This is a genomic window from Pseudomonas sp. NC02 (assembly GCF_002874965.1).
In the GTDB taxonomy this organism is placed as follows: Bacteria; Pseudomonadota; Gammaproteobacteria; order Pseudomonadales; family Pseudomonadaceae; genus Aquipseudomonas.
The window spans coordinates 1,685,104-1,711,481 of sequence record NZ_CP025624.1; the positions used below are offsets into that span (position 1 = coordinate 1,685,104).

Here is a 26,378-nt window from a genome sequence, read left to right on the forward strand (position 1 = left end):
AGCGAGTCCTTGCGCAGACGAGAGTATTGCATCTGAACCCGTCAGGGCAGCGACAGTTCAGCCCATCAATAAAACGCCCGCTCGGCCTTCAGGGTCAACAGCCCGTCGCATTGCGAGTTGTGTCCGGAGTAGGCGGAGCAATCGCCGCCGCTGAGGCTGGAGTCGCTGTAGATCAGGTTCAGGTCGACGCCCATCCATGGCCTGGAAAATTGTACCGACCAGTCGCTGAAGCTGCGGATCGAGCTGCCATCGGCCACCGAGACCGGGGTGCCGAGCTGGTGGGTGGTGTATTTCATGCTGACGCCGATGCCGAACGGCTTGGTGCCGCCGAGGTCGGCGAACAGGGTGCTGTCCTGCCGGTCCGGGTCGTTGCTGAAGGAGGCGCCGAAGCGATTGCCCAGCAAGGTCAGGCCGCCGTAGAACTCCTGGCTGTCGAGGGGGCTCAGCTTGGGATAGCTGTAGTGAATCATCCCCAGTTCATAACCCAGGGTCTGGTCGAAGGGGCGTTTGAAACCCAGGTAGGAGTCGACTTCCAGGTTGCTGGTCGGGGAAATGCCCATGCTCGGTGAGAATTGGCCGAGGTACAGGCCGCTGCCGTGGCTCAGGTCCAGGCCGCCATGGAACGAGTCGCTCCCGGGCGCCGTGGGCTTTACCAGGCCTTGAGCCATGCTTCGGCTGGGTGTCGTACCCAATTTCAGGTCGAAATCACCCAATTCACGCTGGAAAACCTGCGCTTCGGCGAGGGGGCTGGCCAACAGGGCACCGGCCAGGAATATGCAGGATTTGAGCATGCTTCACTCCATGAAAAGCGAGGAGCAGTAACGGGAAATATCAGGCAAATGCCCGATCTAGACGTGTGCAAGCATACCGGCGATGGTTCGCAGATGAGGCCCGTTCGTCGATTGGCGTAATAAAGGGGTGTATCAGGGGGTAGTGCGGGCTCTAGTCCTAGCGCCTTGAAAGGCAAAGCGCATAGGGACCAGGTGTAATGCGCGAGTCTTACTTTTTACCCAGGGTGATCTGCTTGGACGGGCCGAAAGTCTGGCCGCTTACGCCTTTGGCAATCTGCTGGATTTCGCCGCCCTGCTTGAGGAATGCAGCAATTTGGCTGTTGATCGATTCGCTGGTTTCAACGGCGGGAGCTGGCTTTGCTTTGCTGTTGGATGCTTTTACGCGCATGGCGGCCACTAACCTGTAGAAAATTAACTTGGCCATGCATCGTACATGAAATGCTTGACAATTGCTTGGCAAATATCCCCCTGAAATATACTTAGGGTTTATGAATCGCCTGGATTATTAAGTGAAATACTCACCTAACTTGCTGTTTTAACTCGAATCCCTCGAGGAAATCCGGCCGTGGGTACTGGCCGGATTCAGCCCGATGACCTGACGAGCGGGGCGCTTCTCGGCAAACCCATGATTTTTCAGGCCTGTACGCCGGTACGCGGGACCGCCGTCGTCAACTCGGGTAGAATGCCGCCCACGCAATGAGGGTATTTGAGATGGCTTTAGTCGGGCGCTACAACAGCTTGCAAGTGGTTAAACACACTAACTTTGGTTTGTACCTGGATGGTGATCAAGAGGGCGAAATCCTCTTGCCCAACCGATATATCCCCAAAGATATTCCCAGTGAAGATGAAGACTGGCTCAACGTTTTCATTTATCTGGACAGCGATGACAAACTTATCGCGACCACCGAAAAACCAAAAGTACAGGTGGGTGAATTTGCCAGTCTGAAAGTGGTTGAAGTCAACAGTATCGGTGTATTCCTCGATTGGGGCCTGCCCAAGGATCTGCTGCTGCCTTACTCCGAAGAAAAGCGCCAGCTGACCGCCGGTGAGTATTGCGTGGTACACGTCTACCTCGACAAACACACCAAGCGCATCACCGCCACCGCACGCCTTGACCGCTACCTGGACAAGACCCCGGCCACCTACAAGGTCGGCCAGGAAGTTGACTTGCTGGTGGCCGAAGCCACCGACATGGGCTTCAAGGCCATTATCAACAACAAGCACTGGGGCCTGATCCACAAGAACGAAGTGTTCAAGTTCCTGCGCCCGGGCAAGGAAGAGAAAGGCTTCATCAAGGAAATCCGCGCCGACGGCAATATCAGCCTGAGCCTGCAGCCTGTGGGTGAAGAAGCGGCCTCCAGCCTGAACTCGAAGATCCTCGCCAAGTTGCGCGACAACAACGGCACCTTGCCGGTCAGCGATAAAAGCGACCCGGCACTGATCAGCAGTTTGTTCGGTGTCAGCAAAGGCAACTTCAAGAAGGCCATCGGCGCCCTCTACAAGCAGGGTCAGATTGTGATCCACGCGGATCGCATTGAACTAAGCTGATCGTGGTTTGCTCTTCTGTAGGAGCACGCTTGCTCCTGCAGAAGGCCGCCTCAATGTCCAGAAAAACGCTTTTCGCCTACCTCGGTACGTTGCTTGCCTTTCTGATGCTTGACGGCCTGTGGCTCGGTGTCCTCATGGGCCCGACCTACAAAGCGCTGCTCGGCCCGTTGATGCTTGACCAGCCGCGCCTGTTCCCAGCCGTGGCGTTCTATCTCCTCTATGTATTCGGTTGTGTGGTGCTTGTCGTCCTGCCTGCGTTGGCGAGCGGCGGCTGGCAGCGTGCCGCGCGGCTTGGTGCACTCCTGGGATTGGTAGCCTACGGCACCTATGACCTGAGCAATTGGGCAACCCTGCAGGGCTGGTCCGCCGGTTTGGCCTTCATGGACATCGCCTGGGGCACCTTCCTGACTGCCGTTTGCTGCACCGTGGGCTATCAATGTGCGCGCAGGGTGCACAATTGATTGTGTACAGGATTGCCCTGCACCATCGCTGAGCGAATCACCACCGTTCAATCGTCTCTACGCCGCCTGAAGAGCCAAGCTCCACGGGGGATTGTGCCGAGTTTTATTGCATTGGCACGCATTCTGCTCATCAACTCGTATACAAACCATGCCGCCTCCCGTACGCACTCCCGTCGCGGGTGGCAGGCCGGTATTTACGAGGAGCCCTGCGATGACCGAACAATTGCCCAAAGGCTACAGCCCGCGCCTGTACAACCAGGACCTGGGACCGCTGCCGCAAAAATGGAACTGGTACAACATCTTCGCCTTCTGGATGAGCGACGTGCACAGCGTCGGCGGCTACGTATTCGCCGCCAGCCTGTTCGCCCTGGGGCTGGCCAGTTGGCAGGTATTGATCGCCTTGCTCGCCGGGATTTGCATTGTGCAATTGATCGCCAACCTGGTGGCCAAGCCGAGCCAGCAGGCGGCAGTGCCGTACCCGGTAATCTGCCGGTTGGCCTTTGGGGTATTCGGGGCGAATATCCCGGCGGTGATTCGTGGCTTGATCGCAGTGGCCTGGTACGGGATCCAGACATACCTGGCGTCCAGTGCATTGATCATCGTGGTGCTGCGCTTTTTCCCACAGATGGCGGTATACGCAGAACCGCACTTTGCCGGCCTGTCGTACCTGGGCTGGTTCGGTTTCCTCAGCCTGTGGACGCTCCAGGCGCTGGTGTTCTGGGCGGGCATGGAGTCCATCCGTCGTTTCATCGACTGGGCGGGGCCTGTGGTCTATGCGGTGATGTTTGCCCTGGCAGGCTGGATCGTCTGGAAGGCTGGCTGGGCCAATATCAGCTTCACCCTGGCGGAAAAATCCCTCTCAGGCTGGCAGGCGTTTGGCCAAATCATCGTGGCAACCGCGTTGGTGGTGTCGTACTTTTCCGGGCCGACCTTGAACTTCGGTGATTTCAGCCGCTACTGCCGCACGATGAAAGACGTGCGTCGCGGAAATTTCTGGGGCTTGCCGGTAAATTTCCTGGCGTTCTCCCTGGTCACCGTGGTGATCGTCTCGGGCACCTTGCCGGTGTTCGGCGAAATGCTCCACGACCCGATTGCCACCGTTTCGCGCATCGACAATGACATGGCTGTGTTGCTGGGGGCGTTCGCCTTTGTCACTGCGACTATCGGCATCAACATCGTCGCCAACTTCGTCTCGCCGGCCTTTGACTTCGCCAACGTGGCACCGAGCAAAATCAGCTGGCGTGCCGGTGGAATGATTGCGGCGGTGGCCTCGATCTTCATCACCCCATGGAACCTGTTCAACAACCCGCTGATGATCCACTACACCCTCGATATCCTCGCCGCGTTTATCGGGCCGTTGTTCGGGATTCTGCTGGTGGATTTCTACCTGATCAAAAAACAGAAGATCGACGTGGATGCGCTGTTCGATGACAGCCCGAGCGGGCGCTACTACTTTGACGGCGGCGTGAACTGGACGGCGGTCAAGGCACTGGTGCCCGCGACGCTGGTAGGCGTCGCGATCACCTTCACCCCGGTGCTGCAGGGCATGGCCAATTTCGCCTGGTTTACCGGCTGCTTCCTGGGTGGGCTGTTTTTCCTGGTGTTGGCGCGGCGTGAACAGGTTCGCGCGCCTGTGTCGATGGTTGCCGGCTGACCAGCACCGATCCGGCCACCAACAAACCGGCGCCTGCTACCACCAGCGCCGGTTGCAGGCCGCCGCTGAGGTGGCTGCTCACCGACGCCAGCAACGGACCGCTCAATTGGCCGATCGCAAAGCTGGCGGTCAGCAACCCGGTGCTGCGCTGGTAGCCGTGGGGGGCGACCTCACGCAAGCGCGCCATCACCAGTTGCATGCACGCCAGGAATGGCCCACCGCACAGCAACACCCCCAGCGCCAGCCCCCAACCGTTGCCCAGCAGGCAGGCAAACACGCCGGCCGCTTGCAGCCAAAGGGTTGTCATCAGCCAGCGACGGGTAGTGTCCGGGTCCTTGCGGCGCAAACTTGCCGCCACCACGCCAATCGCGGCAGCCAGGCCAAAGCAGGGCCAGAACAGGTCTGCTTGCCATGCGCCCTTGAATTGCGCGCTGGCCATCTGTGACAGGAATGTCGCCGGGATGATGTAGCCAAGGCCATACAACACGTAGATCCAGCACAGGTGTGTGATGCTGCCGTTGCTGGCCACGTCGGTGTGGCTGGCAGCGGGCGAGTCGGCAGCAGAAGGCTTGGGCAGGAACGGCAGGATTGCCAGCAGCATGACCAGGGCGACTACCCCATACACCAGCCACAAGGTTGCAGAGTCTTGCCCCAACAGGTTGGAGCCCAGCGCCAGCAACCCGGTCAACAGAATTCCCAGCCCCGGCCCCGCAAATACCAGCGCACCCAGGCGTGGGCGCCCGGCCGCAATGGCCAGCGGCTGGCTCAGGCTGGTAATCATCACCAGCGCCCAGGCACTGGCTACACCGGTACCAAAGCGCAACAACAGATGCGGCCAGAACCCGTGGGCCCAGTACGACGCCAGGGTCAGCAGCACACACAGCCACAGCCCACCGTACAAACGCCCGCGTACATGGTGATGGCTGCGGGCAAAGATCGAATCCACCGCGCCGACGAAATAACCCAGGTAGTTGGCCGCCGCAATCAGGCCGGCGCCGGTCAGGTCGATCTGCCCTTCACTGAGCAAATGCGGCATTTGCGGGGTGAGTGCGAATCGACCTATGCCCATGGCCATCATCAGGGCGATAAAGCTGGCGAGTAAGCGGATCAGCGGTGACATGGTGGGTTTTCCTGGGAGCAGCGAGTGACCATCAGGCTAAAGCGGATTGACTTTCTTTAAAAATGAATAATAGTGAGTAACTTGTTCAGTTTTGGAGAATGGTGATGGAGTTCAGTCAATTGCGGATTTTCCAGGCCGTGGCCGAGGAAGGCTCCATCACCCGTGCCGCTGAGCGCTTGCACCGGGTGCCGTCCAACCTGTCGACCCGGCTTAAACAGATGGAAGAACAACTGGGCGTCGAGCTGTTCGTGCGCGAGCGCCAGCGCTTGCAGCTTTCTCCTGCAGGCAAAGTGCTGCTGGACTACAGTGCGCGCCTGCTGGCCCTGCATGACGAAGCCCATGGCGCGGTGCAGGGCGGGCAACCGGCTGGAGACTTTGTGCTCGGCAGCATGTACAGCACGGCGGCGATTCATTTGCCCAAGCTGCTGGCGCGTTACCACAAGGCGTATCCGATGGTGAACCTGCAGGTGCAGTCAGCTCCCAGCGGTGAACTGCTGGAAGGCTTGATCACCGGGCGCCTGGACGCCGCATTGGTGGATGGGCCGTTGACCCTGGCCACCCTCGACGGCGTGCCGCTGTGCGAAGAGCGCCTGTTGCTGATCTGCGAGGCGGATCATCCGCCGGTGCGTGGGCCGCAGGATGTTGCCGGCCGTTCGGTGTTCACGTTCCGACGCAGTTGTTCTTATCGGGCGCGCCTGGAAGCCTGGTTTTCCCACGATCGCGTGGCCATGGGCCGGGCCATCGAGATCGAGTCCTACCAGGGCATGCTGGCCTGTGTAATCGCCGGTTCCGGCGTGGCGTTGATGTCGGAATCGATGCTCGACAGCCTGCCGGGCAAGGACAGCGTGTCCATTCATCCGCTGGCCGAGCCTTTTGCCAGCGCCACCACCTGGTTGATGTGGCGCAAGGGCATGCTCGGCGCTAACCTCAACGCGTGGATTGACCTGCAGCAGGAGGGCAAGGTGCTACCGGAAACCGAAACCCGAGCGATTGCTTGAACGATCCGTCAGGATTTTGATCAATTCAGTAATAGTTCGTTGTGGTTTCGTTCAAGCAATACGTAAGACTTAAGACTACTATCTGTAGGAAGCGGCCACAGAATTCCAGCCGCTCGGCATTACCCCAAGGGGGCACCATGAAAGAGAAACTGCAAAACTGGCTGCACGACCTCGGCGTCGCACTCGGCTTGATCGAGCCACCGCTGCAACCGGTGCCAATCCGCACCGATGACGAGCAGCGTCGCCCGCGTCGCAGGTAAGTCCTGGAAAGCGCTCAAGCATGTTTGTTTGGGCGCGGCCAGGTGGTTTGCCTATGTATTGGAGTCATGATTGATCATGACCCGTTGCTGTGTACTTCAATTCTTCGTCTGGCTTTGGCCGGACGTTTTCATTTCCGGGGTTTGGTGATTTTCTCAAGACACCTGCTTTCGGAATAATCCTTCAATTATTTAATTTAACAATGCCACGGTAATACCGATTGGTAGTCCGGACGTGTGCGCGTCAGTCGAGTTTTGCCATTAAGTATCGGAATTGGACTACCTGTTTGTCAGAGTCGACGGGCTTATTTGATTAATAGGATAGGCGTAGGTTGAGTTTCATCACGAAAAGATTTGTAGCGTTTGCAGTTCTTGCAAGCCCCCAACTTCATTGAGTTGCGCTCTCCGGAGTAGGAGCCAGTCAGAACTGTTGGAGACAAAACCATGATGTTCTCTTCCGTTCCGCCAGTCGCCGCGTCACTTATTGCCACCACCGAAAACATCTTGCATATCGCCCGTGCATCGCGTGGCTGGAAAGCTGATGCACCCGGCAACGTGGTGTTTTTCCCGCCGACGTTAACCAAGCAGGCTCTGCTTATACAGATTGCACTGCTGCGCCCATCAACGCTCGTTGTCGCAGACCAGGTTATTGATGCCGACGTCATCAACCAATGGCGTATATCCCACCCATTTGGCGAACTCTATTTGGTCCGCAGAGGTACAAGTCTGGATAAGATCCGATTGGATCTGTGCGAGCGCAACAATGTTCGAGTGATTAACACGCCAGGGGTCAATGCGCCGCATGTTGCTGCCTATATTGCGCACTGGCTGACGCTGGCCGATGGCTCCTTGCCCCATGACATCTGTGTACTGGGATACGGCAATGTAGGGAAAGAGCTTGTTAAGTTGTTGCTTGCTCGAGATCCGGATGTTCGGATTAAGGTGTTGGATCGACGCGATCGAGTGTCGGACAGTTTCGGGAAAGCCTCTTCCGATTGTAGGGTTTCATTGGTTGACGACTGGCTTGAGGCGCTCGAGGGGGCCAATGCAGTCGCCCTATGCTTATCCCTGAATGATGAATCCATTTATCGCATTGATCGGACCCTCATTCAGTGCCTGCACAGAAAGGCTCGCCTTGTCTGTGTCGCCAAGCCGGATGTCTTTAGCGACGATGCGTTGCAGACCCTGGCAGTCTCCGAAGATATCCAGCTCATATTGGACTACGGCCCCAGGACACTGGATGCGTTTCGGGTGCACACACAAGCGCTCGGCTGCAGTGTCTCCACATGGTACAAGCCGGCGACGCTGACCACACAGGCGGCCACCACCGAAGCCTGCCATTGCGACCTCGACTATGTGGTCTCGGTGCAACTGAGCTTGATGGCCTTGCGCGGCCTTGTCCGGCGCAAACTCGCACACTCTTTGGCGATCCCCTCTCGGCAAGCCGATGCCGGTGCGCCGCGTGTGTCGATCATCGGCAGAGGTATCAACGGGCTGCTCCAAGCCGTGATGTTCCGCCTGGCAAATTATCAGGTCACGGTTTACGGAGGAAATCAGCAGCGCGATGGTGCCAGTCACAAGCAGGTGAACATGCGTCATCTGTCGGCAACGGAGACGACTGCAAAACCGCTGCCTAACGATTACCTGACTCCCGCAAATCAGTACCTGGCCATTGAGTGCAATCGCGCAGGCATCGAGCTGTTTGAAAAATTCCTGGCCGACAACCCATCGCTGGCACGATTTGCACGGTCGCGAATTGTACGAGCCTATGTGGACGACTCCAGTGGCACGGAGGCCGCGATCCGCGAGCAACGGGATATCGAAAACAGGCCTTGGCCGAGTGGCAAGCCGGGGCGAGAGCTTGCAGAGATCAGTCAGCTGCAATTTCAGGCAATGTATGGAGTTCCCGAGGTCGGGCGGGCGATTGAGGTGTCGGGCTACGATCTGGAATTTATCCATTTAATGGATGAGATGGTGACGCTTTTGCAGCGCTCAGGGGTTGAGTTCCTGCCACGGCACCTGAGTCCGGTCCAAATTGCCGATCTGAGTAGAGAGCACTTTGTCGTCACGGCCATGGGGGTGGACGAACCAGAGGTCATCCCGATCATTGGCTGGTTTTTCAAGCTGCGCGCCGTTGATGATGAAGGTGTCGACATGCGCGGACTCAAGCTGCAGTACGACCGGCCAATCGGCGTCATGAATTGCCGCCTGGACGGGAACTGCATCCTTGTCTCCGCCGGGCAGGTGCCGCCCGATTCGACGCCGCAGTACAAGGAACAGATACGGGCGGCGTGCCTGGCTGCCGTTTCTCGACACTTTCCAAAGTCCTGCAGCCGCGCAATCGAACGTGGCGACTTGCAACAAATCGAATGTGTCAGGCCCGGCACCGCAGATGGACTTTCAATCGTGCATTGGTCCGCCTACAACCGCATTGTCGCGGGGGCAACTTATGCCGGGGGCACCACGCAGGGATTGGTATGGGCGTCTTTGGTCCAGGAAGTCATCCAGGCCAGAGCGCCGGCGGTTTCGGCAATGTGGGAATAAAAAAAACGGGTGCGACATCCGACGTCGCACCCGCTGAAGAAAGCTTCTTTCAACTGTTTTTTCAGATCGCCCGAGCCGCAACAGCCTCCGGACGACGGGACAGCAAACTCACCAGCACAAAACTCACCAGGCCCACGCCCAGGCTGTAGTAGATCGGTGTATTGGCGTCCAAACCATCCTTGATCATGAACACCAACGCGGTCACAAAACCCAGGGTCATGGAGGTGATCGCCCCGGAAGTCGTCGCACGCTTCCAGAAAATCGCCCCGATCAGCGGGATCAACATGCCGCCCACCAACAGGTTGTACGCCAGGGTCAGTGCGCTGATCACATCACTCACCACCAGCGCGATACCCAACACAGCGATACCGGTCAGCAAGGTAAACAGACGGTTGATCTTCAAGCTTGACTGCTTGCCACCACGCAGGCGCGGCAGCAGGTCTTCGGTCAATACGGTGGAAGCGGCGAGCAAGCCGGCGCTGGCGGTGGACATCATCGCGGCCAGTGCAGCGGCGATCACCAGGCCGCGGATACCGTCGGGCAGCGAGACTTTGACGATGGCGGCGAACGCATTGTTGACGTTGTCCAGGTCCGGGATCAGTACGTGGGCGGCCATGCCGATCAGCGCACAGGCCAGGCCGTAGAGAATGCAGTAGAAACCGGCGAAGGTGCCTGCGTACTGGGCGACCTTTTCGTCACGGGCGGTGAACACCCGTTGCCAGATGTCCTGGCCGATCAGGATGCCGAAGAAGTAGATCATGAAGTAGGTGATGATGGTGTCCCAGCCGATTTCAGTGAAGCTGAAATTCGACGCGGGCAGCTTGGCCACCAATTCATCCCAACCGCCGACGCGGTACAGACAGATTGGCAGCAGGATAAACATCAGGCCGACCGTCTTGATCACGAACTGCACGATGTCGGTCAGGGTCAGCGACCACATGCCGCCAATGGTCGAGTACACCACCACCACGCCACCGCCTACCAATACCGACATCCAGAACGGCAGGTCGAACAACACTTGCAGCACGGTGCCGATGGCCAGGATCGAGGTCACGCCGATCATCAGCGCGTAGGCCAGCATGATCACCGCACTGGCCTGGCGGGCCATGGGGTTGTAGCGTTTCTCCAGGACCTGGGTCACGGTGAAGATTTTCAGCTTCAGCAGCGGCTTGGCCAGGAACAGGTTCAGCGCAATGATCCCCGCGCCCAGCGCGGCGCACAGCCAGAAACCGGAAATACCATGTACATAGCCAAGGCGCACGGTGCCGACGGTGGACGCACCGCCCAGCACCGTGGCAGCCATGGTGCCCATGTACAGCGTCGGGCCGAGGTTGCGGCCGGCCACCAGGTAGTCTTCATGGGTCTTGGCGCGGCGCATGCCGTAGTAGCCGAGCACCAGCATGCCGGCGGCGTAGATGAGGACGACGAATAGATCTAAGGCCATGACGGCGAGTCTCCGATTATCTTTTTTATGTGGGGCTAAAGGGGGCTGTGTGGCGAGGGAGCTTGCTCCCGCTGGGCTGCGCGGCAGCCCCAATCCATTCCATGCAATTCATCAGGCGGCCTCGCGACTGCTGCGCAGTCGAACGGGAGCAGGCTCCCTCGCCACAGTCGGCCCGTAGACGGCAGCCGGTTCAGGGAACACGCGAAGCAGTGTCAGGTACACCAGCGAGGCCAGGCCCAGGGTCACCGGCAAGCTGATGTCGATGCCGTCGGCGAGGTTGCCCAGCGGCCCGACAAACTGCCCCGGCAGGTTGACGAAGCACAGGCCCACCAGCGCACTCGGGATCCAGGCCCCCAGGCCGCGCCAGTTCCAGCCATGGCTGAACCAGTAGCGCCCGCCGGTTTCGCCGCGAGTGAACACTTGCAGGTCATCCGGGCAGTAGTAACCCCGGCGCACGATCAGGCCGATGATCATCATCACCATCCACGGCGTGGTGCAGGTGATGATCAGCACGGCGAAGGTCGACACGCTCTGCACCAGGTTAGCGGCGAAACGTCCGATAAAGATGAAGGCAATCGACATCACCCCGATCAGCAGCGTCGCCTTGACCCGGGACAGCAGGCGCGGGAACACGCTGGACATGTCCAGGCCGGTGCCATACAGCGAGGTGGTGCCGGTGGACATGCCGCCGATCACCGCGATCAGGCACACCGGCAGGAAGAACCAGCTCGGTGCCACCGCCAGCAGGCCGCCGACATAGTTGTTGGCCGCGATATAGTCCGGTGCCTTGACCGCCACAATGGTCGCGGTGGCCAGGCCGAACAGGAACGGGATCAAGGTGGCGATCTGCGCAAACACCACCGCCAGCATGATCCGCATCTTCGAGGTTTCCCGCGGGATGTAGCGCGACCAGTCACCGAGGAACGCGCCGAAGGAAATCGGGTTGCTCATGGCCACCAGTGCTGCACCGATAAACGCCGCCCAGAAGCCGGTCTGGCCGAGGGCAACGGTGCCGGCGAAGTGGCTGTCGAAGGCCGGCGCGAAGGCGAAGATCCCCAGCAGGAACAGCAGGCTCGCCGCCCACACTGCGATGCGGTTGACCCACAGCATGAAGCGAAAGCCGTAGATGCACACCGTCAGTACCAGAATGGCGAACACGCCGTAGGCCAGGCCCAGGGTCAGGTCGGTTTCCGGCAAGCCCACCAGACGTTTCGCACCGCCCACCAGTGCATCGCCTGAACTCCACACCGACAGTGAAAAGAACGCGATAGCGGTCAGCAGCGACAGGAACGAGCCGACAATCCGCCCGTGCACACCAAAATGCGCACCGGAAGACACGGCGTTGTTGGTGCCATTGATCGGGCCGAACAGGCCCATGGGGGCGAGGATCACTGCACCCACCAGCACGCCCAGCACAATCGCCCAGACGCCGGCCTGGAACGACAAGCCAAACAGCACCGGAAAGCTCCCCAGCACGGCGGTGGCGAAGGTGTTGGCACCGCCGAAAATCAGGCGAAACAAATCCTTCGGCCCGGCGGTACGTTCGTGGTCCGGGATCTGTTCGACGCCGTTGGTTTCTATGTTGCGAATACTGTTTTCGTTGTTTTTATTATTCATGATCTGCTCCGATCACATTGGCTAATGGGGCGGCAGCCCTTCCGGCATAGCGGACAAATGTTCGTGACAGGCCAGCCACAGGCCTTCTTTTTGTTGTGTGCGAACCCCTTGCCGCTTGAAGACAATGGTCTCGCGTTCCTGGCTAAAGAATTGCTCCCCGTTCATGCGCAGCTCGGTGGCCACGTCATGCACAAATACCGCGACGTCACCGTGCAGGCTGACGAAAGCGTTGCTTGAGGTGCAGGAAAGCACCTCAAATCCCTCGTCCCGGCGCCAGCTGTCCCACAACACCTGGTAGGCATCGCGACTCAGCAGCGGCTGGGGGAGGGTGTAGAACACGAAGCTGGCGTCGGCACTGAACGCACCGAAGTAGGCGTCGCGATCATTGCGGGCGAAGGCCGACACCAGGTCGGCCGCGGCTTTTAATACCTCGGCCTGGGCGCTCATCAGCGGTGCGCCACGCCCGGCAATACGCAGAGCATTTCGTACAGCAGGTTGGCGCCCAGCAGCGAGGTGTTGCCGGTGGTGTCGTACGGCGGCGAAACTTCTACCAGGTCGCAACCAATCAGATCCAGGCCTTGGCAGCCGCGGATGATTTCAATCGCCTGGATCGTGGTCAAGCCACCGATTTCCGGGGTGCCGGTGCCGGGCGCCCAGGCTGGGTCGATGCCGTCGATATCGAAGCTCAGGTACACCGGGCCACCGCCGACTTTCTCGCGCACTTCAGCCATCAGGGGCGCCAGCGAGTGATGCCAGCATTCTTCGGCCTGGACCACGCGGAAGCCCTGTTTGCGGCTCCAGTTGAAGTCTTCGGCGGTGTAGCCCTGGGCGCGCAGGCCGATTTGCACCACGCGGTCGCAATCCAGCAAGCCTTCTTCCACCGCGCGGCGGAAGGTGGTGCCGTGGGCGATTTTCTCACCGAACATGTGGTCGTTGACGTCGGCGTGGGCATCGATGTGCACCAGCCCGACCTTGCCGTGTTTCTTGTGGATCGCCCGCAGGATCGGCAGGGTGATGGTGTGGTCACCGCCCAGGGTCATCGGGATCACATTGTGTTCGAGGATCTCGTCGTAGGCTTCTTCGATGATGCGCACAGCGTCCAGCAGGTTGAAGGTGTTGATCGCCACGTCGCCGATGTCGGCAACCGACAGCGAGTCAAACGGCGCGGCGCCGGTGGCCATGTTGTAAGGGCGGATCATCACCGATTCGGCGCGAATTTCCCGCGGCCCGAAACGGGTGCCGGCACGCAGGGAGGTGCCGATGTCCAGGGGCACGCCGACGAAGGCGGCATCCAGGCCCTTGGCCGATTGCAGATGGGGAAGACGCATCATGGTGGCGATGCCGGCGAAGCGCGGCATTTCGTTGCCGCCCAGTGGTTGGTGGAAAATCTTGTCCACGGGATTGCCTCATCGTTTTGTTTATTAGAAGCCGATTCTGCGAAATGCATGGGAAGGGAAGAATCGGCAGGGGCAAATACTTAGTTCAGATTTTTCTAAACTAATGCCTGAGGTAAACTCGGTTCAAATGTGGGAGCGGGCTTGCTCGCGAATACGGTGTGTCAGTCACGGAGGGTTCGATTGATCCACCGCATTCGCGAGCAAGCTCGCTCCCACAGGTTTTATGTTTGCCTCTGGAGAGCCCATGGCCAACGCCTTGCCCGACCTGAAACTCCTGCGCATCTTCGTCAGCGTCGTGCGGCACCAGGGTTTCGCCAATGCCCAGCACGAACTCAACCTGTCGACCTCGGCCATCAGCACTTACATGAGCCAGCTGGAAGCCGCGTTGGGCCTGGTGCTGTGCCATCGCGGGCGGGGCGGGTTCAGCCTCACCAGCAAGGGCGAGTTGTTCCATCAGGAAACCCTGCGCCTGCTGGGCGAGCTGGAAGGCTTCGAGCAATACGCCGCCGCGCTCAAAGGCGAACTGCGCGGCACCCTGAAACTCGGCGTACTCGACTCCACCGTCAGCGACAAGGCCTTGCCGTTTGCCGAAGTGATCGGCGCCTACAGTCAGGAACACCCGGCGGTGCATTTGCACCTGTCGGTGATGAGTCCTTACGAGTTGCAACTCGGCGTCCAGGATAATCGCCTGGACCTGGCCATCGGTGCGTTTTCCAACCGGATGAGCGGGCTGATCTATATGCCGCTGTACCGCGAACAGCACTGGCTGTATTGCAGCACCCGTCACCCATTGTTCAACGAGCGGCGCATTCCCGAACAAGTCATCACCCAGCAACGCATGGTCGGTCGTGGTTACTGGAGCCAGGCCGAACTGGCGCGTCACGGCTTCAAGCACAGCGCCGCCACGGTGGAAAGTATGGAGGCGCAATTGATCCTGGTGCTGTCCGGCGCCTACATCGGCTACCTCCCGGAGCACTACGCCCAGGCCTGGGCCGACAAAGGGGATTTGCGGGTACTGCTGCCGGCAACCTTTGGTTACCAGGCGCCGTTCTCGATGATCATGCGCCGGGGCCGCAGCCGCGAACCCCTGATCCAGACCTTCCGCGATTTACTCAAAGCCCAGCTCAACCAGGCCTGAAAACCCATGTCCAGACCCCAATGCTCCCGCTGCCTGCGGCCCACCACTCACTGCCTGTGCGCGCTGATTCCCCGGCTGGATAGCCGAACCCGGGTGTTGCTGTTGCAGCACCCAAGTGAGGTCAATCACGCCTTGAATACCGCGCGGTTGGCGGCGCTGGGCTTGGTGAATGCGCAGCTGGTGGTGGGGGAGGTGTTTGAGGATTTGCAGGCGTTGTTGAATCCGCCGGGTTATCAGGCGCGTCTGTTGTTTCCGGACGAAAATGCCCAACCCTTGCAGGCCTACACGCCATCCGACGAACCGTTGCTGTTGGTGGTGCCGGACGGTACCTGGCGCAAGGCGCGCAAGTTGCTGCACCTCAATCCTTTATTGGCGGCGCTGCCTCGGGTGACGCTGGCGGAAGGCGCCGTGTCCCGTTATCGGCTGCGCAAGGCACCGGGGCCCGGGGCGTTGTCGACGGTGGAGGCCATCGTGCAGGCGTTGCAGGTGCTTGAAGCGCCCACCTCATTTGAGCCGCTGCTGAAACCGTTCGAGGCATTGATCGAAGGACAGATTGCCGCGATGGGCGATGAAGTGTTCCAGAGAAACCACGGCCCCGCCTGACTTATTCCATTAAGCGATAAGCACCACACTTTGCGTGATATGGCCCGCCAGCCTTTCCCGGTATGATGGTCGCCCCCGCAGTCTGGATTGCGAATACGCCATGACCTTGCAGTACCCCACCATCGCCGATTGCGTCGGCAACACCCCGCTGGTCCGCTTGCAGCGCCTGCCGGGCAACACCAGCAATACCTTGTTGCTCAAGCTCGAAGGGAACAACCCGGCCGGCTCGGTCAAGGACCGCCCGGCGTTGTCGATGATCACCCGCGCCGAGTTGCGTGGGCAGATCAAGCCCGGCGACACCCTGATCGAAGCCACCTCCGGTAACACCGGGATTGCCCTGGCCATGGCCGCGGCGATCAAGGGCTACAAGATGGTCCTGATCATGCCCGACAACGGCAGCGCCGAGCGCAAGGCGGCGATGACCGCCTACGGCGCCGAGTTGATCCTGGTCACCCAGGAAGAAGGCATGGAAGGCGCCCGCGACCTCGCCGAGCGTATGGCTGCCGAAGGCCGTGGCCTGGTGCTGGACCAGTTCGCCAACGGCGACAACCCCGAGGCGCACTACACCACCACTGGCCCGGAAATCTGGCGCCAGACCCAGGGCACCATCACTCACTTCGTGAGTTCGATGGGCACCACCGGCACCATCATGGGCAATTCGCGCTACCTCAAGGAGCAGAATCCCGAGATCCAGATCGTCGGCCTGCAACCGATGGAAGGCGCAGCGATCCCGGGGATCCGTCGTTGGCCCGAAGAGTACTTGCCGAAGATCTACAACGCGGCTCGCGTCGATCGCATCATCGACATGGCCCAGCGTGAAGCCGAAGACACCACCCGCCGCCTGGCCCGTGAAGAAGGGATCTTCTGCGGCGTGTCGTCCGGTGGCGCGGTGGCCGGGATGTTGCGCTTGTCCCAGGAGTTGGAAAACGCGGTGATCGTCGCGATCATCTGTGACCGTGGCGACCGTTACCTGTCGACCGGCATTTTCGACGCGCCCAACTGATGGCCAAGCACGAGAGAGGCCTGCGCTTCCAACCGACGGGCGGCAGCCGGGCCCCACAGATTCCCGTAGGCAAGAAGCAGCGCCTGACCATCGAGCGCCTGGCCAACGACGGCCGCGGCATTGTGTTCTTTGAAGGCCGCACCTGGTTTGTCGTGGGTGCGCTGGCCGGTGAAGAGGTGGAAGCGCGGGTGTTGGGCGCCCACGGCAAAGTGGTCGAGGCGCGCACCGAGCGCGTATTTACCGCCAGCGAACTGCGCCGTCCGGCACCCTGTGTGCACGCCGGCCGCTGTGGCGGTTGCAGCCTGCAACACTTGCCCCATGACGAACAACTCGCCCTGAAACAGCGCATGCTCGCCGAGCAATTATCCCGTGTGGCAGGTGTCGAACCCCAGGAGTGGGCCGCGCCTTTGAGCGGGCCGGAATTCGGCTATCGTCGCCGCGCCCGCGTGGCCGTGCGCTGGGATGCCAAGGCGAAGAAACTTGAAGTCGGCTTTCGTGCCGTGGCCAGCCAGGACATCGTCGCCATTGACGATTGCCCGGTGCTGGTACAGGCCTTGCAACCGATCATGCAGCGTTTGCCCAACATGCTGCGGCGCTTGAGCAAGCCTCAGGCGTTGGGGCATGTGGAATTATTCAGTGGTTCGTCGATTGCCGTGTTGTTGCGACACATGGCGCCCTTGTCCGAAGCGGACCTGACGATCCTGCAGGAATTTTGCACGTTCCATGAAGCCCAACTGTGGCTGCATGGCGAGGGCCAGCCGCAACCGGTCGAACCAGGCCAGGCCTTGGGCTATCGTCTGGAACCGTGGGATTTGCAGTTGGCGTACCGCCCGGGAGACTTTGTGCAGGTCAACGCCGGGGTCAACCAGGCGATGGTCGCCCAGGCGCTGGATTGGCTGGCGCCGAAGCCCGACGAGCGGGTGCTGGATTTGTTTTGTGGCTTGGGCAACTTCGCCTTGCCGCTGGCCCGCCAAGTGCGGGAAGTGGTGGCGGTGGAAGGGGTGCAGGCCATGGTGGACCGGGCGGCACAGAATGCCGTCAGCAATAATTTGCATAATGTTCAGGTTTTTCAGGCCGATTTGTCCCAGCCTTTGACCGACGCGGAATGGGCCAAACAGGGCTTTTCTGCGGTACTCTTGGACCCACCCCGCGATGGTGCCCTGGAGGTTGTGCGCAAGCTCGCTACCCTGGGGGCTGATCGCCTGGTGTATGTGTCCTGCAATCCGGCAACGCTGGCGCGGGACACGGTCGAGTTGGTCAAGCAAGGCTACCGGCTAAAACGTGCCGGGATCCTCGACATGTTTCCCCAGACGGCCCATGTCGAGGCCATGGCGTTATTTGAAGCGGGCTAGGATGCCCGTTTAATCCGACTGGCCTGCATCTCCTGGGCCTGTGACCTGCCAGGGAGCGTGCACAAGCTTTTTTTGTAAAGCAGGTCAGCGATGATTTTGACGCACTAAAAGGTGCGTCGTAGGGAAGGTAAGCAAGATGGTACAGGTGAGAGCACACCAGCCGATCAACACCGACGGCAGTATCAATCTCGAGGCATGGCTGGATCATGCCATCAGTGTCGACCCGGCACTGGACCGTGAAGCCTTGAAAGCAGCCTGCGAGTTCGCTCGTGAGTCTGAACAGCAAGACAATGCGGCGAAGAACCTGTGGGCCGAAGGCACTTCAAGCTTTCGCACCGGGTTGGAAATCGCCGAGATCCTCGCCGATCTCAAGCTCGATCAGGATTCGCTGATCGCGGCGGTGCTGTATCGCGGCGTGCGCGAAGGGCACATTCAGTTGCCCACCATCAGCCAGCGTTTCGGCACCGTGGTGGCCAAGCTGATCGACGGCGTGCTGCGCATGGCGGCGATCAGTGCCAGCCTCAGCCCGCGCCAGTCGATGGTGCTGGGCACCCAGGGCCAGGTGGAAAACCTGCGCAAGATGCTGGTGGCGATGGTCGACGACGTGCGCGTCGCCTTGATCAAGCTGGCCGAGCGTACCTGCGCGATTCGGGCGGTGAAAACCGCCGACGACGAAAAGCGCAACCGCGTCGCCCGCGAGGTGTTCGACATCTACGCGCCGCTGGCCCACCGCCTGGGCATCGGCCATATCAAGTGGGAACTGGAGGACCTGTCCTTCCGTTACCTCGAACCCGATCAATACAAACAGATTGCCACGCTGCTCCATGAGCGGCGGCTGGACCGTGAGCGCTTTATCGCCGACGTGATGAGCCAGTTACGCACGGAATTGCAGGCCACCGGCGTTGAAGCCGACATCAGCGGCCGGGCCAAACACATCTATTCCATCTGGCGCAAAATGCAGCGCAAGGGCCTGGCCTTCAGCCAGATCTACGACGTGCGCGCCGTGCGTGTGCTGGTGCCGGAAATGCGCGACTGCTACACCGCGCTGGGTATCGTGCACACGCTGTGGCGGCACATCCCCAAGGAATTCGACGACTACATCGCCAACCCCAAGGAAAACGGTTACCGCTCACTGCACACGGCAGTGATCGGCCCCGAGGGCAAGGTGCTGGAAGTACAGATCCGCACCCACGCGATGCACGAAGAGGCGGAGCTGGGCGTATGCGCTCACTGGCGCTACAAGGGCACCGACGTCAAGGCCGGGTCGAACCAGTACGAAGAGAAAATCTCCTGGTTGCGCCAGGTGCTGGAGTGGCACGAAGAGCTGGGCGACATCGGCGGTTTGGCCGACCAGCTGCGGGTAGATATCGAACCTGACCGGGTCTACATCTTCACCCCCGACGGCCACGCGATCGACCTGCCCAAGGGCGCCACACCGCTGGATTTTGCGTACCGGGTGCACACCGAGATCGGCCACAACTGCCGTGGCGCCAAGATCAACGGGCGCATCGTGCCGCTCAACTACAGCCTGCAGACCGGTGAACAGGTCGAGATCATTACCAGCAAGCACGGTACGCCGAGCCGCGACTGGCTGAACCCGAACCTGGGCTACATCACCACGTCCAGGGCGCGGGCGAAGATCGTCCACTGGTTCAAATTGCAGGCGCGCGACCAGAACGTCGCCGCCGGCAAGACCTTGCTCGAGCGCGAATTGGCACGCCTGGGCCTGCCGCAGGTGGACTTCGACAAGCTGGCCGAAAAGGCCAACATGAAGATCGCCGAAGACATGTTCGCCGCCCTCGGTGCCGGCGATCTGCGCCTGGCGCAGTTGGTCAACCTGGCCCAGCAACTGGTTGAGCCGGAGCGGGGCAGCGAGCAGCTGGAACTGATTCCACGCAAGGCCACCGGCTACAAGCCGGGCAAGCGCGGCGATATCCAGATCCAGGGCGTCGGCAACCTGATGACGCAAATGGCCGGCTGCTGCCAGCCATTGCCGGGCGACGCCATCGTCGGTTACATCACTCAGGGCCGCGGGGTGAGCATTCACCGCCAGGACTGTGCCTCGGTGTTGCAACTGGGCGGGCGCGAGCCGGAGCGGATCATCCAGGTCAGTTGGGGCCCGGTGCCGGTGTTGACCTATCCGGTGGACATCATCATTCGTGCCTACGACCGTTCCGGGCTGCTGCGTGATGTGTCGCAGGTGCTGCTCAATGAGCGGATCAACGTGCTGGCGGTCAACACCCGCTCGAACAAAGAGGACAACACGGCGCTGATGTCCCTGACCATCGAGATTCCGGGGCTGGACGCGTTGGGTCGGTTGCTGGGGCGTATTTCCCAGTTGCCGAACATCATTGAGACCCGGCGTAATCGCACGCCATGAGTAGCTGGATGAGCGCGGACTGAAATGTGGGAGCGGGCTTGCTCGCGAAGGCGATGTGTCTGTCAAATATCAGGCAACTGACACGACGCCTTCGCGAGCAAGCCCGCTCCCACATTTGATCCTCAGCGTTCCCACTTCTGCGGAAAGAGACTGATGTATTCACTTGAAGACCTGCTGCACCTGATGAACCGCCTGCGCGACCCGCAATACGGTTGCCCGTGGGACATCAAGCAAACCTACGCCACCATCGTCCCCCACACCCTGGAAGAAGCCTACGAAGTCGCCGATGCGATCGAGCGCGGGGATTTTGATCACCTGCAAGGTGAGCTGGGCGACCTGTTGTTCCAGGTGGTGTATTACAGCCAGCTGGCGCGGGAAGAAGGGCGCTTCGAATTCGCTGGGGTGATCGACAGCATTACCCGCAAGTTGATTCGCCGTCACCCGCATGTGTTTCCCACGGGAGACTTGTACGCGCCGCTGGATATTCCGCAGCTGAGCGAAGAGCAGGTCAAGCAGCGTTGGGAAGAAATAAAGGCCGAGGAGCGTGCGGAAAAGTCCGACGTCCCACAGCAGTTATCCCTGCTGGATGATGTGCCCACGGCCTTGCCGGCGCTTTCCCGCGCCGCCAAATTGCAAAAGCGCGCCGGGCAGGTGGGTTTCGACTGGCCGGCCGCGTTGCCCGTGGTGGATAACGTGCGCGAAGAGCTGGATGAAGTGCTCGAAGCCATGGCCGATAACGACCCGGCAGCCATCGCCGATGAAGTAGGTGACCTGCTGTTTGCGGCGGTCAACCTGGCCCGTCACCTCCAGGTCGACCCGGAAGCAGCCTTGCGTTTAGCCAACGCTAAATTCGAACGACGTTTCCGATTTATCGAACAGGCATTGCGCGAGACCCACCGTCCCATAGAAGATTGCACCCTCGAAGAGTTGGACGCCCTGTGGGGCGAAGCCAAACGCCAGGAAAAGAATCTGTCCAGCTGCGGCTGAGCCGTTGCCCAAGTGAGTAAGCACCATGAGCATTTCCCTTCGCGACCAGTTGCTCAAAGCAGGCCTGGTCAACCAAAAGCAGGCCAAGCAGGTCGGCAAAGAGAAACAGAAACAGCAGCGCCTGGTGCATAAAGGCCAGGCCGAAGCGGACGACAGCCAGGCGCGCCTGGCCATCCAGGCGCATGCCGAAAAGGTCAAGCGCGACCAGGAGCTGAACCGTCAGCAGCAGGAAAAAGCCGAGGCCAAGGCCCGCGTTGCGCAGGTCAAGCAATTGATCGAAACCTCGCGCCTGCCCAAGCTGACCACCGAGGACTACTACAACTTCGTGGATGACAAGAAGGTCAAGCGCCTGTCGGTCAACACGCTGATGCGTAACAAGCTGAGCAACGGCTCCCTGGCGATCGTGCATCACGGTGGCGGTTACGAGGTGATCCCGCGCGAAGCCGCGCTGAAGATCCAGGAGCGGGCGCCAGAGCGCATCGTCCAGATGAACGTCCTGACCGAAAGCCAGGTGCCGGATGAGGATGATCCGTACGCCGCCTACCAGATCCCTGACGACCTGATGTGGTAATGCGTTAGAAACACACATTGTGGCGAGACGGCTTGTTGTGGCGAGGGAGCTTGCTCCCGCTGGGGCGCGAAGCGCCCCCAAAATCCCAACCCCCAACCCCCAAAACACAAACCCCGCTCAAAAGGCGGGGTTTGTGTTTATAGACACTCCAGCTGCGTGGGGCTGGTTATCTACAGGATTTCAGAGTTTCAGGAGCTTTGCGCCTGGCGTTTCATCTCAAGGGTCTCGAGCTCGTTTTTATAATTATGAGCTTCGGTCTCGTCGTGAAACATGCCGACCAGCAGGTCTTGCTGGTGTACATCCCAGATGTGAATCCCGTGGGCTACTGCTTCATGGGACATATGTTCATCGTCGCGTTCAGTTACTTTTACAGTCATCTGCTTGCTCCAATCTCTGGTTGATCTGCGGCAAGGCGTCGCAGGCCTTTGTTATATGATTTGTTAGCTTGCTAAGTAAATAACCAGGAATTGCAACACACCTTTACAGAAACTGGAGTAATCCCGCGAGCCCACGGAAACCGCGACATTGCGTCGCAGGGCGCTGAGTTTTATGACAAAAGTTTCATGTTGGCGTCAGGCGACAGGCGAAAAAAAGCCCCGCGTACGCGAGGCTCTTTCATTGCGCAGAGGATCAGCTGCCTTTGACAGCCTTGCCGTCAACGGTACCGTCTTGCAGCATGATGTTGTATTCCTTGCCGTCAGTCTCGACCTGGCGCAGGGCAACCAGGATGCCGCCCCAGTCCTTGGCAAACCACATTTGGGTAATGCGCTTGCTTTGAGTCGGGTCACGCACGCGCTCGACCTTGATCGCATCGATGGAGCCGGCTTTGGTCTGGACCTTTTCCGGGCCGATCACGCGGAAGTCGTAGGTATCGACATCAGTGCCTTCGACGACGTTGTAGCTCATGCTTTTCTTGCCGGCTGCCACATCGCGCTGCAATGCCAACTGGTAGGTCGACTTGTCGAGCATGCCGCTTTGAAGGGCCACGTTGACCGGGTCCTTGTTTTCAAAGCCGGTGACTTTCTTGGCCGTCTGATCGAAGTCGAGGTTGATCTTCTTCGTCTTGCCCAGGCCACCGCGTTCGAAGGTGTAGCTCACCGGTTGCAGGGCGTCTTTGTCGAAGCGGATCACGCTGGTTTCAGTCAGGCTGGCGATCATCATGGAAGCCTTGAAATTCAAGGTCCAGCTGCCGTTGTCATTCTTGGTCAGGCTGCGTTCTGCCGAACCACTCATGGGCAACTGTTTCCAGTCGGCGGTGTAGCTGGCGGAGAAAGGGTGAAGGTCTGCCGCTTGCACGGCAGGCAAGGCGAACAGCGCAAAAGCGAAGAGCAGGGCGCGACGCATAAAGTCTCCTAGGTTCGAATCAAGTGGCCGCTGGCCGCAAGTAACTGACCGTCCAATAATGCACCGTGGTCGCCAAGAATCAACCGCCCCTCAGCGAACCAGCGAACAGCCAGCGGGTAAATCCTGTGTTCCTGGGTGTGAACCCGTTGCGCAAGCGTCTGCGCAGAGTCCGCAGACTCTACCGGAACTACTGCCTGTACGACCAGAGGCCCGCCATCGAGTTCCTCGGTGACAAAGTGCACGCTGCAGCCGTGCTCGGTGTCGCCGGCCTCCAGGGCACGCTGATGGGTGTGTAACCCTTTGTATTTTGGCAGCAGGGACGGGTGGATATTCAGCAGACGCCCGTTGTAGTGACGCACGAAGTCAGCGCTGAGAATGCGCATGAAGCCGGCCAGTACCACGAGTTTGGGGTTGAAGGCGTCGATCAGTTCGATCAAGGCGCTGTCGAAGGCCTCGCGGCCTTCAAAAGCCTTGTGATCCAGGGAGCGGGTGTCGATACCTGCGTCCCTGGCGCGTTGCAGGCCGTAGGCGTCGCTGCGGTTGGAAATCACCGCAGCGATGCGCACCGGGCTGTCGCCGGCGCGCGTGCTGTCGATCAGGGCCTGCAAGTTACTGCCGGTGCCGGAGAGCAGCACCACGACATCACAGGTTGCAGGCATCAGTGCGCCTTAAGGTTCTTCAGTTCAACCTGAGCCGCGCCTTCAGGGGCGGTAGCGATCTGGCCGATGACCCAAGGCTGTTCGCCGGCTTCACGCAATACGTTCAGCGCGCTTTCAACGTGCTCTTGAGCCACGCAGATGACCATGCCCACGCCGCAGTTCAGCACGCGGTGCATCTCGGTTTCGTTGACGTTGCCTTTCTCTTGCAGCCAGTCGAAGACTGCCGGGCGCTGCCAGCTGGCCACGTCGACAATCGCCTGGGCGCCTTCAGGCAGTACGCGCGGGATGTTGTCCAGCAGGCCGCCACCGGTGATGTGGGCCATGGCCTTGACCGCGCCGGTGTCCTTGATCAGCTTGAGCAACGGCTTCACGTAGATGCGGGTCGGGGCCATCAGCAGGTCGGTCAAGGGCTTGCCGTCGAGCTGGATGGTTTCGATGTCGGCGCCGGACACTTCGATGATCTTGCGGATCAGCGAGTAGCCGTTGGAGTGCGGGCCGGACGATGGCAGGGCCAGCAGGGCGTCACCGGCAGCCACCTTGGAACCGTCGATGATTTCGGATTTTTCGACAACGCCGACGCAGAAACCGGCCAGGTCGTAGTCTTCGCCTTCGTACATGCCTGGCATTTCAGCGGTTTCGCCGCCGACCAGGGAGCAGCCGGACAGTTCGCAGCCAGCGCCAATGCCGGTGACCACCTGGGTAGCGGTCTCGACGTTGAGCTTGCCGGTGGCGTAGTAGTCAAGGAAGAACAGCGGTTCGGCGCCGCACACCACCAGGTCGTTCACGCACATGGCAACCAGGTCGATGCCGATGCTGTCGTGCTTGTTCAGGTTCAGTGCCAGGCGCAGCTTGGTGCCCACACCGTCGGTGCCGGAGACCAATACAGGCTGCTTGTAGCCGGCCGGGATCTCGCAGAGGGCGCCAAAACCGCCCAGGCCGCCCATGACTTCGGGGCGCGCAGTGCGCTTGGCGACGCTCTTGATGCGTTCGACCAATGCTTCACCGGCGTCGATGTCTACACCGGCGTCCTTGTAGCTCAGGGAGGGTTGCTTGCTCATGATCCAGGCCTTTAGGGGGGATTCAGGGGTAACGACCGAATGCGGCGGGTGTACCGAAACCTGAAGTTTCAGCACGGCCTGCCATTGACGGTCTGCGAAGGCGCGCGATTTTATCAGGCTTGAGGGGCAGCGGCCATCCTCGGGCCGACGGGCAGGGGCAATAGCTGTTAAAAAAATCGCTAATCGAGTCGGTCACAGGCCCTATTAAGGTATAGCCTTTAACTCGCTATCGTTATGACAGTACAAAAACTTGCCGAGACCCTGTGAATGTTTTGCCGGTCGCTGTGGTCACAGCCTTGCTCAACAGTGTTCACGCGGTCTGTTCCAACCGCTTATTTGCCGTTCGGGAATCTTCTTTCATGGGTCTGAGTAAATATTTTTTTGTGGGCTGCTTGTCGTTGGTCAGCCTGGCGAGTCATGCCGAAACCCTCAATGGTCTCTATCAAGTGCTGGAGCCGGTCAGCAGTCAGTCTCCCCAGGAGCGCGACCAGGCGACCCAGCGTGCCCTGCAAACCCTGGTGATCCGCCTGACCGGCGACGCCAAGGCCGCCGATGGCCCGGGCCTGGCGGCGATCCGCAAAGACCCGCAACAAATCATCAGTCAGTATGGCTACGACGCCGGCCCGCCGGAAAGCCTGCAGGTGGATTTCGACCCGGTCAGCACCGACCGCGCGTTGCGTGGCGCGGGCCTGGCGCTGTGGGGCAGCAATCGGCCATCGATCCTCGGTTGGTGGCTGAACGATTCCGTGGAAGGCAGCAGCCTGGTCGGTGATGGCCAGGCCGTCGCCCAACCGCTGCGTCGCGCGGCCCAGCACCGTGGTTTGCCTTTGCGCCTGCCGCTGGGTGACCTGGACGAACAGATCGTCGCCACTGCCCCGAATCTTGAAAGCCCCGACGCCACGCCGCTGCGTGCCGCGTCCGAACGTTACGGCGCCGATGCCTTGCTGGCGGTGCATGCTCGCGAAGACGGCGGCCAATGGTCGGCCAAATGGCGCCTGTGGCTGGGGGATAAAAGCGAGCAGGGCACCGCCACCGGCACTGATACTGCCGCATTGGCTGACGCCGTGCTGCTGGCCGTCAGCGAACGCCTGGCACCACGCTTTGCGGTCAAGGCCGGCGCTGCCACCAGTGATCAGTTGCTGGAAGTGCAGGGCATGACTCTCGAGCATTACGCCGCCCTCGGCCATCTGCTGGAACCGTTCGGTGCCCAGCCGGTGCGCGTGGACGGCACTCGCATCGTTTATCGGGTGAATGGCAGCGCCGAGCAGCTGCGCACCCAGTTGAGCCTGGCCAAGTTGCAGGAAATCCCGGCAGGTGAAGCTCCGGCTCCGCAGCCGGTGGTAGAAGGCGCGCAACCGGCACCGGTCGAGCCGACGCCGCAGCTACGTTTTCATTGGTAAGTGTTCTTCCTTCTTATATAGAAGCAGGAAGCAAATAACAGAGGGAGTGGTT

General features: G+C 60.2%; 25 protein-coding genes. 14 read left to right on the forward strand and 11 right to left on the reverse strand.

Annotated features, from left to right (window positions below; translation table 11 throughout):
• Positions 1-65: 65 nt before the first annotated feature.
• Together C0058_RS07895 and C0058_RS07900 are read right to left on the reverse strand one after the other, a co-directional pair.
• On the reverse strand, positions 66-791 hold the full coding sequence (locus C0058_RS07895; protein WP_003210721.1) for a TorF family putative porin: 726 nt from the start codon (positions 789-791) through the stop codon (positions 66-68).
• A gap of 208 nt (positions 792-999) precedes the next feature.
• On the reverse strand, positions 1,000-1,179 hold the full coding sequence (locus C0058_RS07900) for a hypothetical protein (RefSeq protein WP_003210722.1): 180 nt from the start codon (positions 1,177-1,179) through the stop codon (positions 1,000-1,002).
• Between the two features lie 323 nt (positions 1,180-1,502).
• Between C0058_RS07900 and C0058_RS07905 the strand changes: the two genes are divergently transcribed.
• From C0058_RS07905 to C0058_RS07915, 3 genes are all read left to right on the forward strand, one after another.
• Positions 1,503-2,339: a S1 RNA-binding domain-containing protein gene (locus C0058_RS07905; RefSeq protein WP_008438162.1), complete on the forward strand. Its 837-nt coding sequence runs from the start codon at positions 1,503-1,505 to the stop codon at positions 2,337-2,339.
• Positions 2,340-2,392: 53 nt separating this feature from the next.
• Positions 2,393-2,800: a DUF2177 family protein gene (locus C0058_RS07910; RefSeq protein WP_008438163.1), complete on the forward strand. Its 408-nt coding sequence runs from the start codon at positions 2,393-2,395 to the stop codon at positions 2,798-2,800.
• A 211-nt stretch (positions 2,801-3,011) separates the two neighbouring features.
• On the forward strand, positions 3,012-4,454 hold the full coding sequence (locus C0058_RS07915; RefSeq protein WP_087694816.1) for an NCS1 family nucleobase:cation symporter-1: 1,443 nt from the start codon (positions 3,012-3,014) through the stop codon (positions 4,452-4,454).
• On the opposite strand, the gene C0058_RS07920 is transcribed toward C0058_RS07915, so the two are convergent.
• Complete coding sequence (locus C0058_RS07920) at positions 4,366-5,574, reverse strand: MFS transporter (protein ID WP_003210726.1); 1,209 nt, start codon at positions 5,572-5,574, stop codon at positions 4,366-4,368. The genes C0058_RS07915 and C0058_RS07920 overlap by 89 nt on opposite strands.
• A gap of 104 nt (positions 5,575-5,678) precedes the next feature.
• Between C0058_RS07920 and C0058_RS07925 the strand changes: the two genes are divergently transcribed.
• The 3 genes from C0058_RS07925 to C0058_RS07930 all read left to right on the forward strand — a co-directional run bounded on the left by C0058_RS07925 (position 5,679) and on the right by C0058_RS07930 (position 9,373).
• A complete protein-coding gene (locus C0058_RS07925; protein ID WP_003210727.1) occupies positions 5,679-6,572 on the forward strand; it encodes a LysR family transcriptional regulator in 894 nt (297 codons plus the stop codon).
• Between the two features lie 137 nt (positions 6,573-6,709).
• Positions 6,710-6,832 (forward strand): PA1414 family protein, encoded by a 123-nt coding sequence (locus C0058_RS32995; RefSeq protein WP_003210728.1) that lies wholly within the window; start codon positions 6,710-6,712, stop codon positions 6,830-6,832.
• 441 nt (positions 6,833-7,273) lie between these two features.
• A complete protein-coding gene (locus tag C0058_RS07930; protein WP_102368340.1) occupies positions 7,274-9,373 on the forward strand; it encodes an FAD-dependent oxidoreductase in 2,100 nt (699 codons plus the stop codon).
• A 61-nt stretch (positions 9,374-9,434) separates the two neighbouring features.
• On the opposite strand, the gene C0058_RS07935 is transcribed toward C0058_RS07930, so the two are convergent.
• The 4 genes from C0058_RS07935 to speB form a co-directional block, all read right to left on the reverse strand.
• Positions 9,435-10,817 (reverse strand): sodium:solute symporter, encoded by a 1,383-nt coding sequence (locus tag C0058_RS07935; protein WP_003210730.1) that lies wholly within the window; start codon positions 10,815-10,817, stop codon positions 9,435-9,437.
• A 111-nt stretch (positions 10,818-10,928) separates the two neighbouring features.
• Positions 10,929-12,434: a cytosine permease gene (locus C0058_RS07940; RefSeq protein WP_003210731.1), complete on the reverse strand. Its 1,506-nt coding sequence runs from the start codon at positions 12,432-12,434 to the stop codon at positions 10,929-10,931.
• Positions 12,435-12,455: 21 nt separating this feature from the next.
• Positions 12,456-12,881, reverse strand: a complete 426-nt coding sequence (locus C0058_RS07945; protein ID WP_008438173.1) for a nuclear transport factor 2 family protein — start codon at positions 12,879-12,881, stop codon at positions 12,456-12,458.
• The gene (gene speB / locus C0058_RS07950; protein WP_003210733.1) at positions 12,881-13,831 is read right to left on the reverse strand and encodes an agmatinase; all 951 of its coding nucleotides are present in this window, start codon (positions 13,829-13,831) and stop codon (positions 12,881-12,883) included. The genes C0058_RS07945 and speB overlap by 1 nt, the downstream gene beginning before the upstream one ends.
• 244 nt (positions 13,832-14,075) lie before the next feature.
• Between speB and C0058_RS07955 the strand changes: the two genes are divergently transcribed.
• The 7 genes from C0058_RS07955 (at position 14,076) to C0058_RS07985 (ending at position 21,865) form a co-directional block, all read left to right on the forward strand.
• Complete coding sequence (locus C0058_RS07955; RefSeq protein ID WP_003210734.1) at positions 14,076-14,969, forward strand: LysR family transcriptional regulator; 894 nt, start codon at positions 14,076-14,078, stop codon at positions 14,967-14,969.
• Between the two features lie 6 nt (positions 14,970-14,975).
• Positions 14,976-15,572, forward strand: a complete 597-nt coding sequence (locus C0058_RS07960) for a tRNA-uridine aminocarboxypropyltransferase (protein WP_003210735.1) — start codon at positions 14,976-14,978, stop codon at positions 15,570-15,572.
• Positions 15,573-15,672: 100 nt separating this feature from the next.
• Positions 15,673-16,575: a cysteine synthase CysM gene (cysM, locus tag C0058_RS07965; RefSeq protein ID WP_003210736.1), complete on the forward strand. Its 903-nt coding sequence runs from the start codon at positions 15,673-15,675 to the stop codon at positions 16,573-16,575.
• The gene (gene rlmD, locus C0058_RS07970) at positions 16,575-17,927 is read left to right on the forward strand and encodes a 23S rRNA (uracil(1939)-C(5))-methyltransferase RlmD (protein WP_102368341.1); all 1,353 of its coding nucleotides are present in this window, start codon (positions 16,575-16,577) and stop codon (positions 17,925-17,927) included. The genes cysM and rlmD overlap by 1 nt, the downstream gene beginning before the upstream one ends.
• Before the next feature lie 136 nt (positions 17,928-18,063).
• Positions 18,064-20,307, forward strand: coding sequence for a GTP diphosphokinase (relA, locus tag C0058_RS07975; RefSeq protein ID WP_008438176.1), 2,244 nt, complete (start codon positions 18,064-18,066; stop codon positions 20,305-20,307).
• A gap of 153 nt (positions 20,308-20,460) precedes the next feature.
• Positions 20,461-21,294, forward strand: coding sequence for a nucleoside triphosphate pyrophosphohydrolase (mazG, locus tag C0058_RS07980; protein WP_008438185.1), 834 nt, complete (start codon positions 20,461-20,463; stop codon positions 21,292-21,294).
• A gap of 25 nt (positions 21,295-21,319) precedes the next feature.
• Entirely contained in the window at positions 21,320-21,865 is a 546-nt protein-coding gene (locus C0058_RS07985; RefSeq protein ID WP_003210740.1) for a DUF2058 domain-containing protein, read from the forward strand.
• A gap of 188 nt (positions 21,866-22,053) precedes the next feature.
• On the opposite strand, the gene C0058_RS07990 is transcribed toward C0058_RS07985, so the two are convergent.
• The 4 genes from C0058_RS07990 to purM all read right to left on the reverse strand — a co-directional run bounded on the left by C0058_RS07990 (position 22,054) and on the right by purM (position 24,926).
• Positions 22,054-22,242 (reverse strand): hypothetical protein, encoded by a 189-nt coding sequence (locus C0058_RS07990; protein ID WP_008438187.1) that lies wholly within the window; start codon positions 22,240-22,242, stop codon positions 22,054-22,056.
• Between the two features lie 253 nt (positions 22,243-22,495).
• Positions 22,496-23,209, reverse strand: a complete 714-nt coding sequence (locus C0058_RS07995; protein ID WP_003210742.1) for a DUF3108 domain-containing protein — start codon at positions 23,207-23,209, stop codon at positions 22,496-22,498.
• Positions 23,210-23,217: 8 nt separating this feature from the next.
• On the reverse strand, positions 23,218-23,868 hold the full coding sequence (gene purN, locus C0058_RS08000) for a phosphoribosylglycinamide formyltransferase (protein ID WP_008438189.1): 651 nt from the start codon (positions 23,866-23,868) through the stop codon (positions 23,218-23,220).
• A complete protein-coding gene (purM, locus tag C0058_RS08005) occupies positions 23,868-24,926 on the reverse strand; it encodes a phosphoribosylformylglycinamidine cyclo-ligase (protein WP_003210744.1) in 1,059 nt (352 codons plus the stop codon). Before purM ends, purN begins: the two co-directional genes overlap by 1 nt.
• 359 nt (positions 24,927-25,285) lie before the next feature.
• Between purM and C0058_RS08010 the strand changes: the two genes are divergently transcribed.
• Positions 25,286-26,326 carry a DUF2066 domain-containing protein gene (locus tag C0058_RS08010; RefSeq protein WP_102368342.1) on the forward strand — a complete coding sequence of 347 codons (1,041 nt, stop codon included), beginning with the start codon at positions 25,286-25,288 and terminating at the stop codon, positions 26,324-26,326.
• Positions 26,327-26,378: the final 52 nt, after the last annotated feature.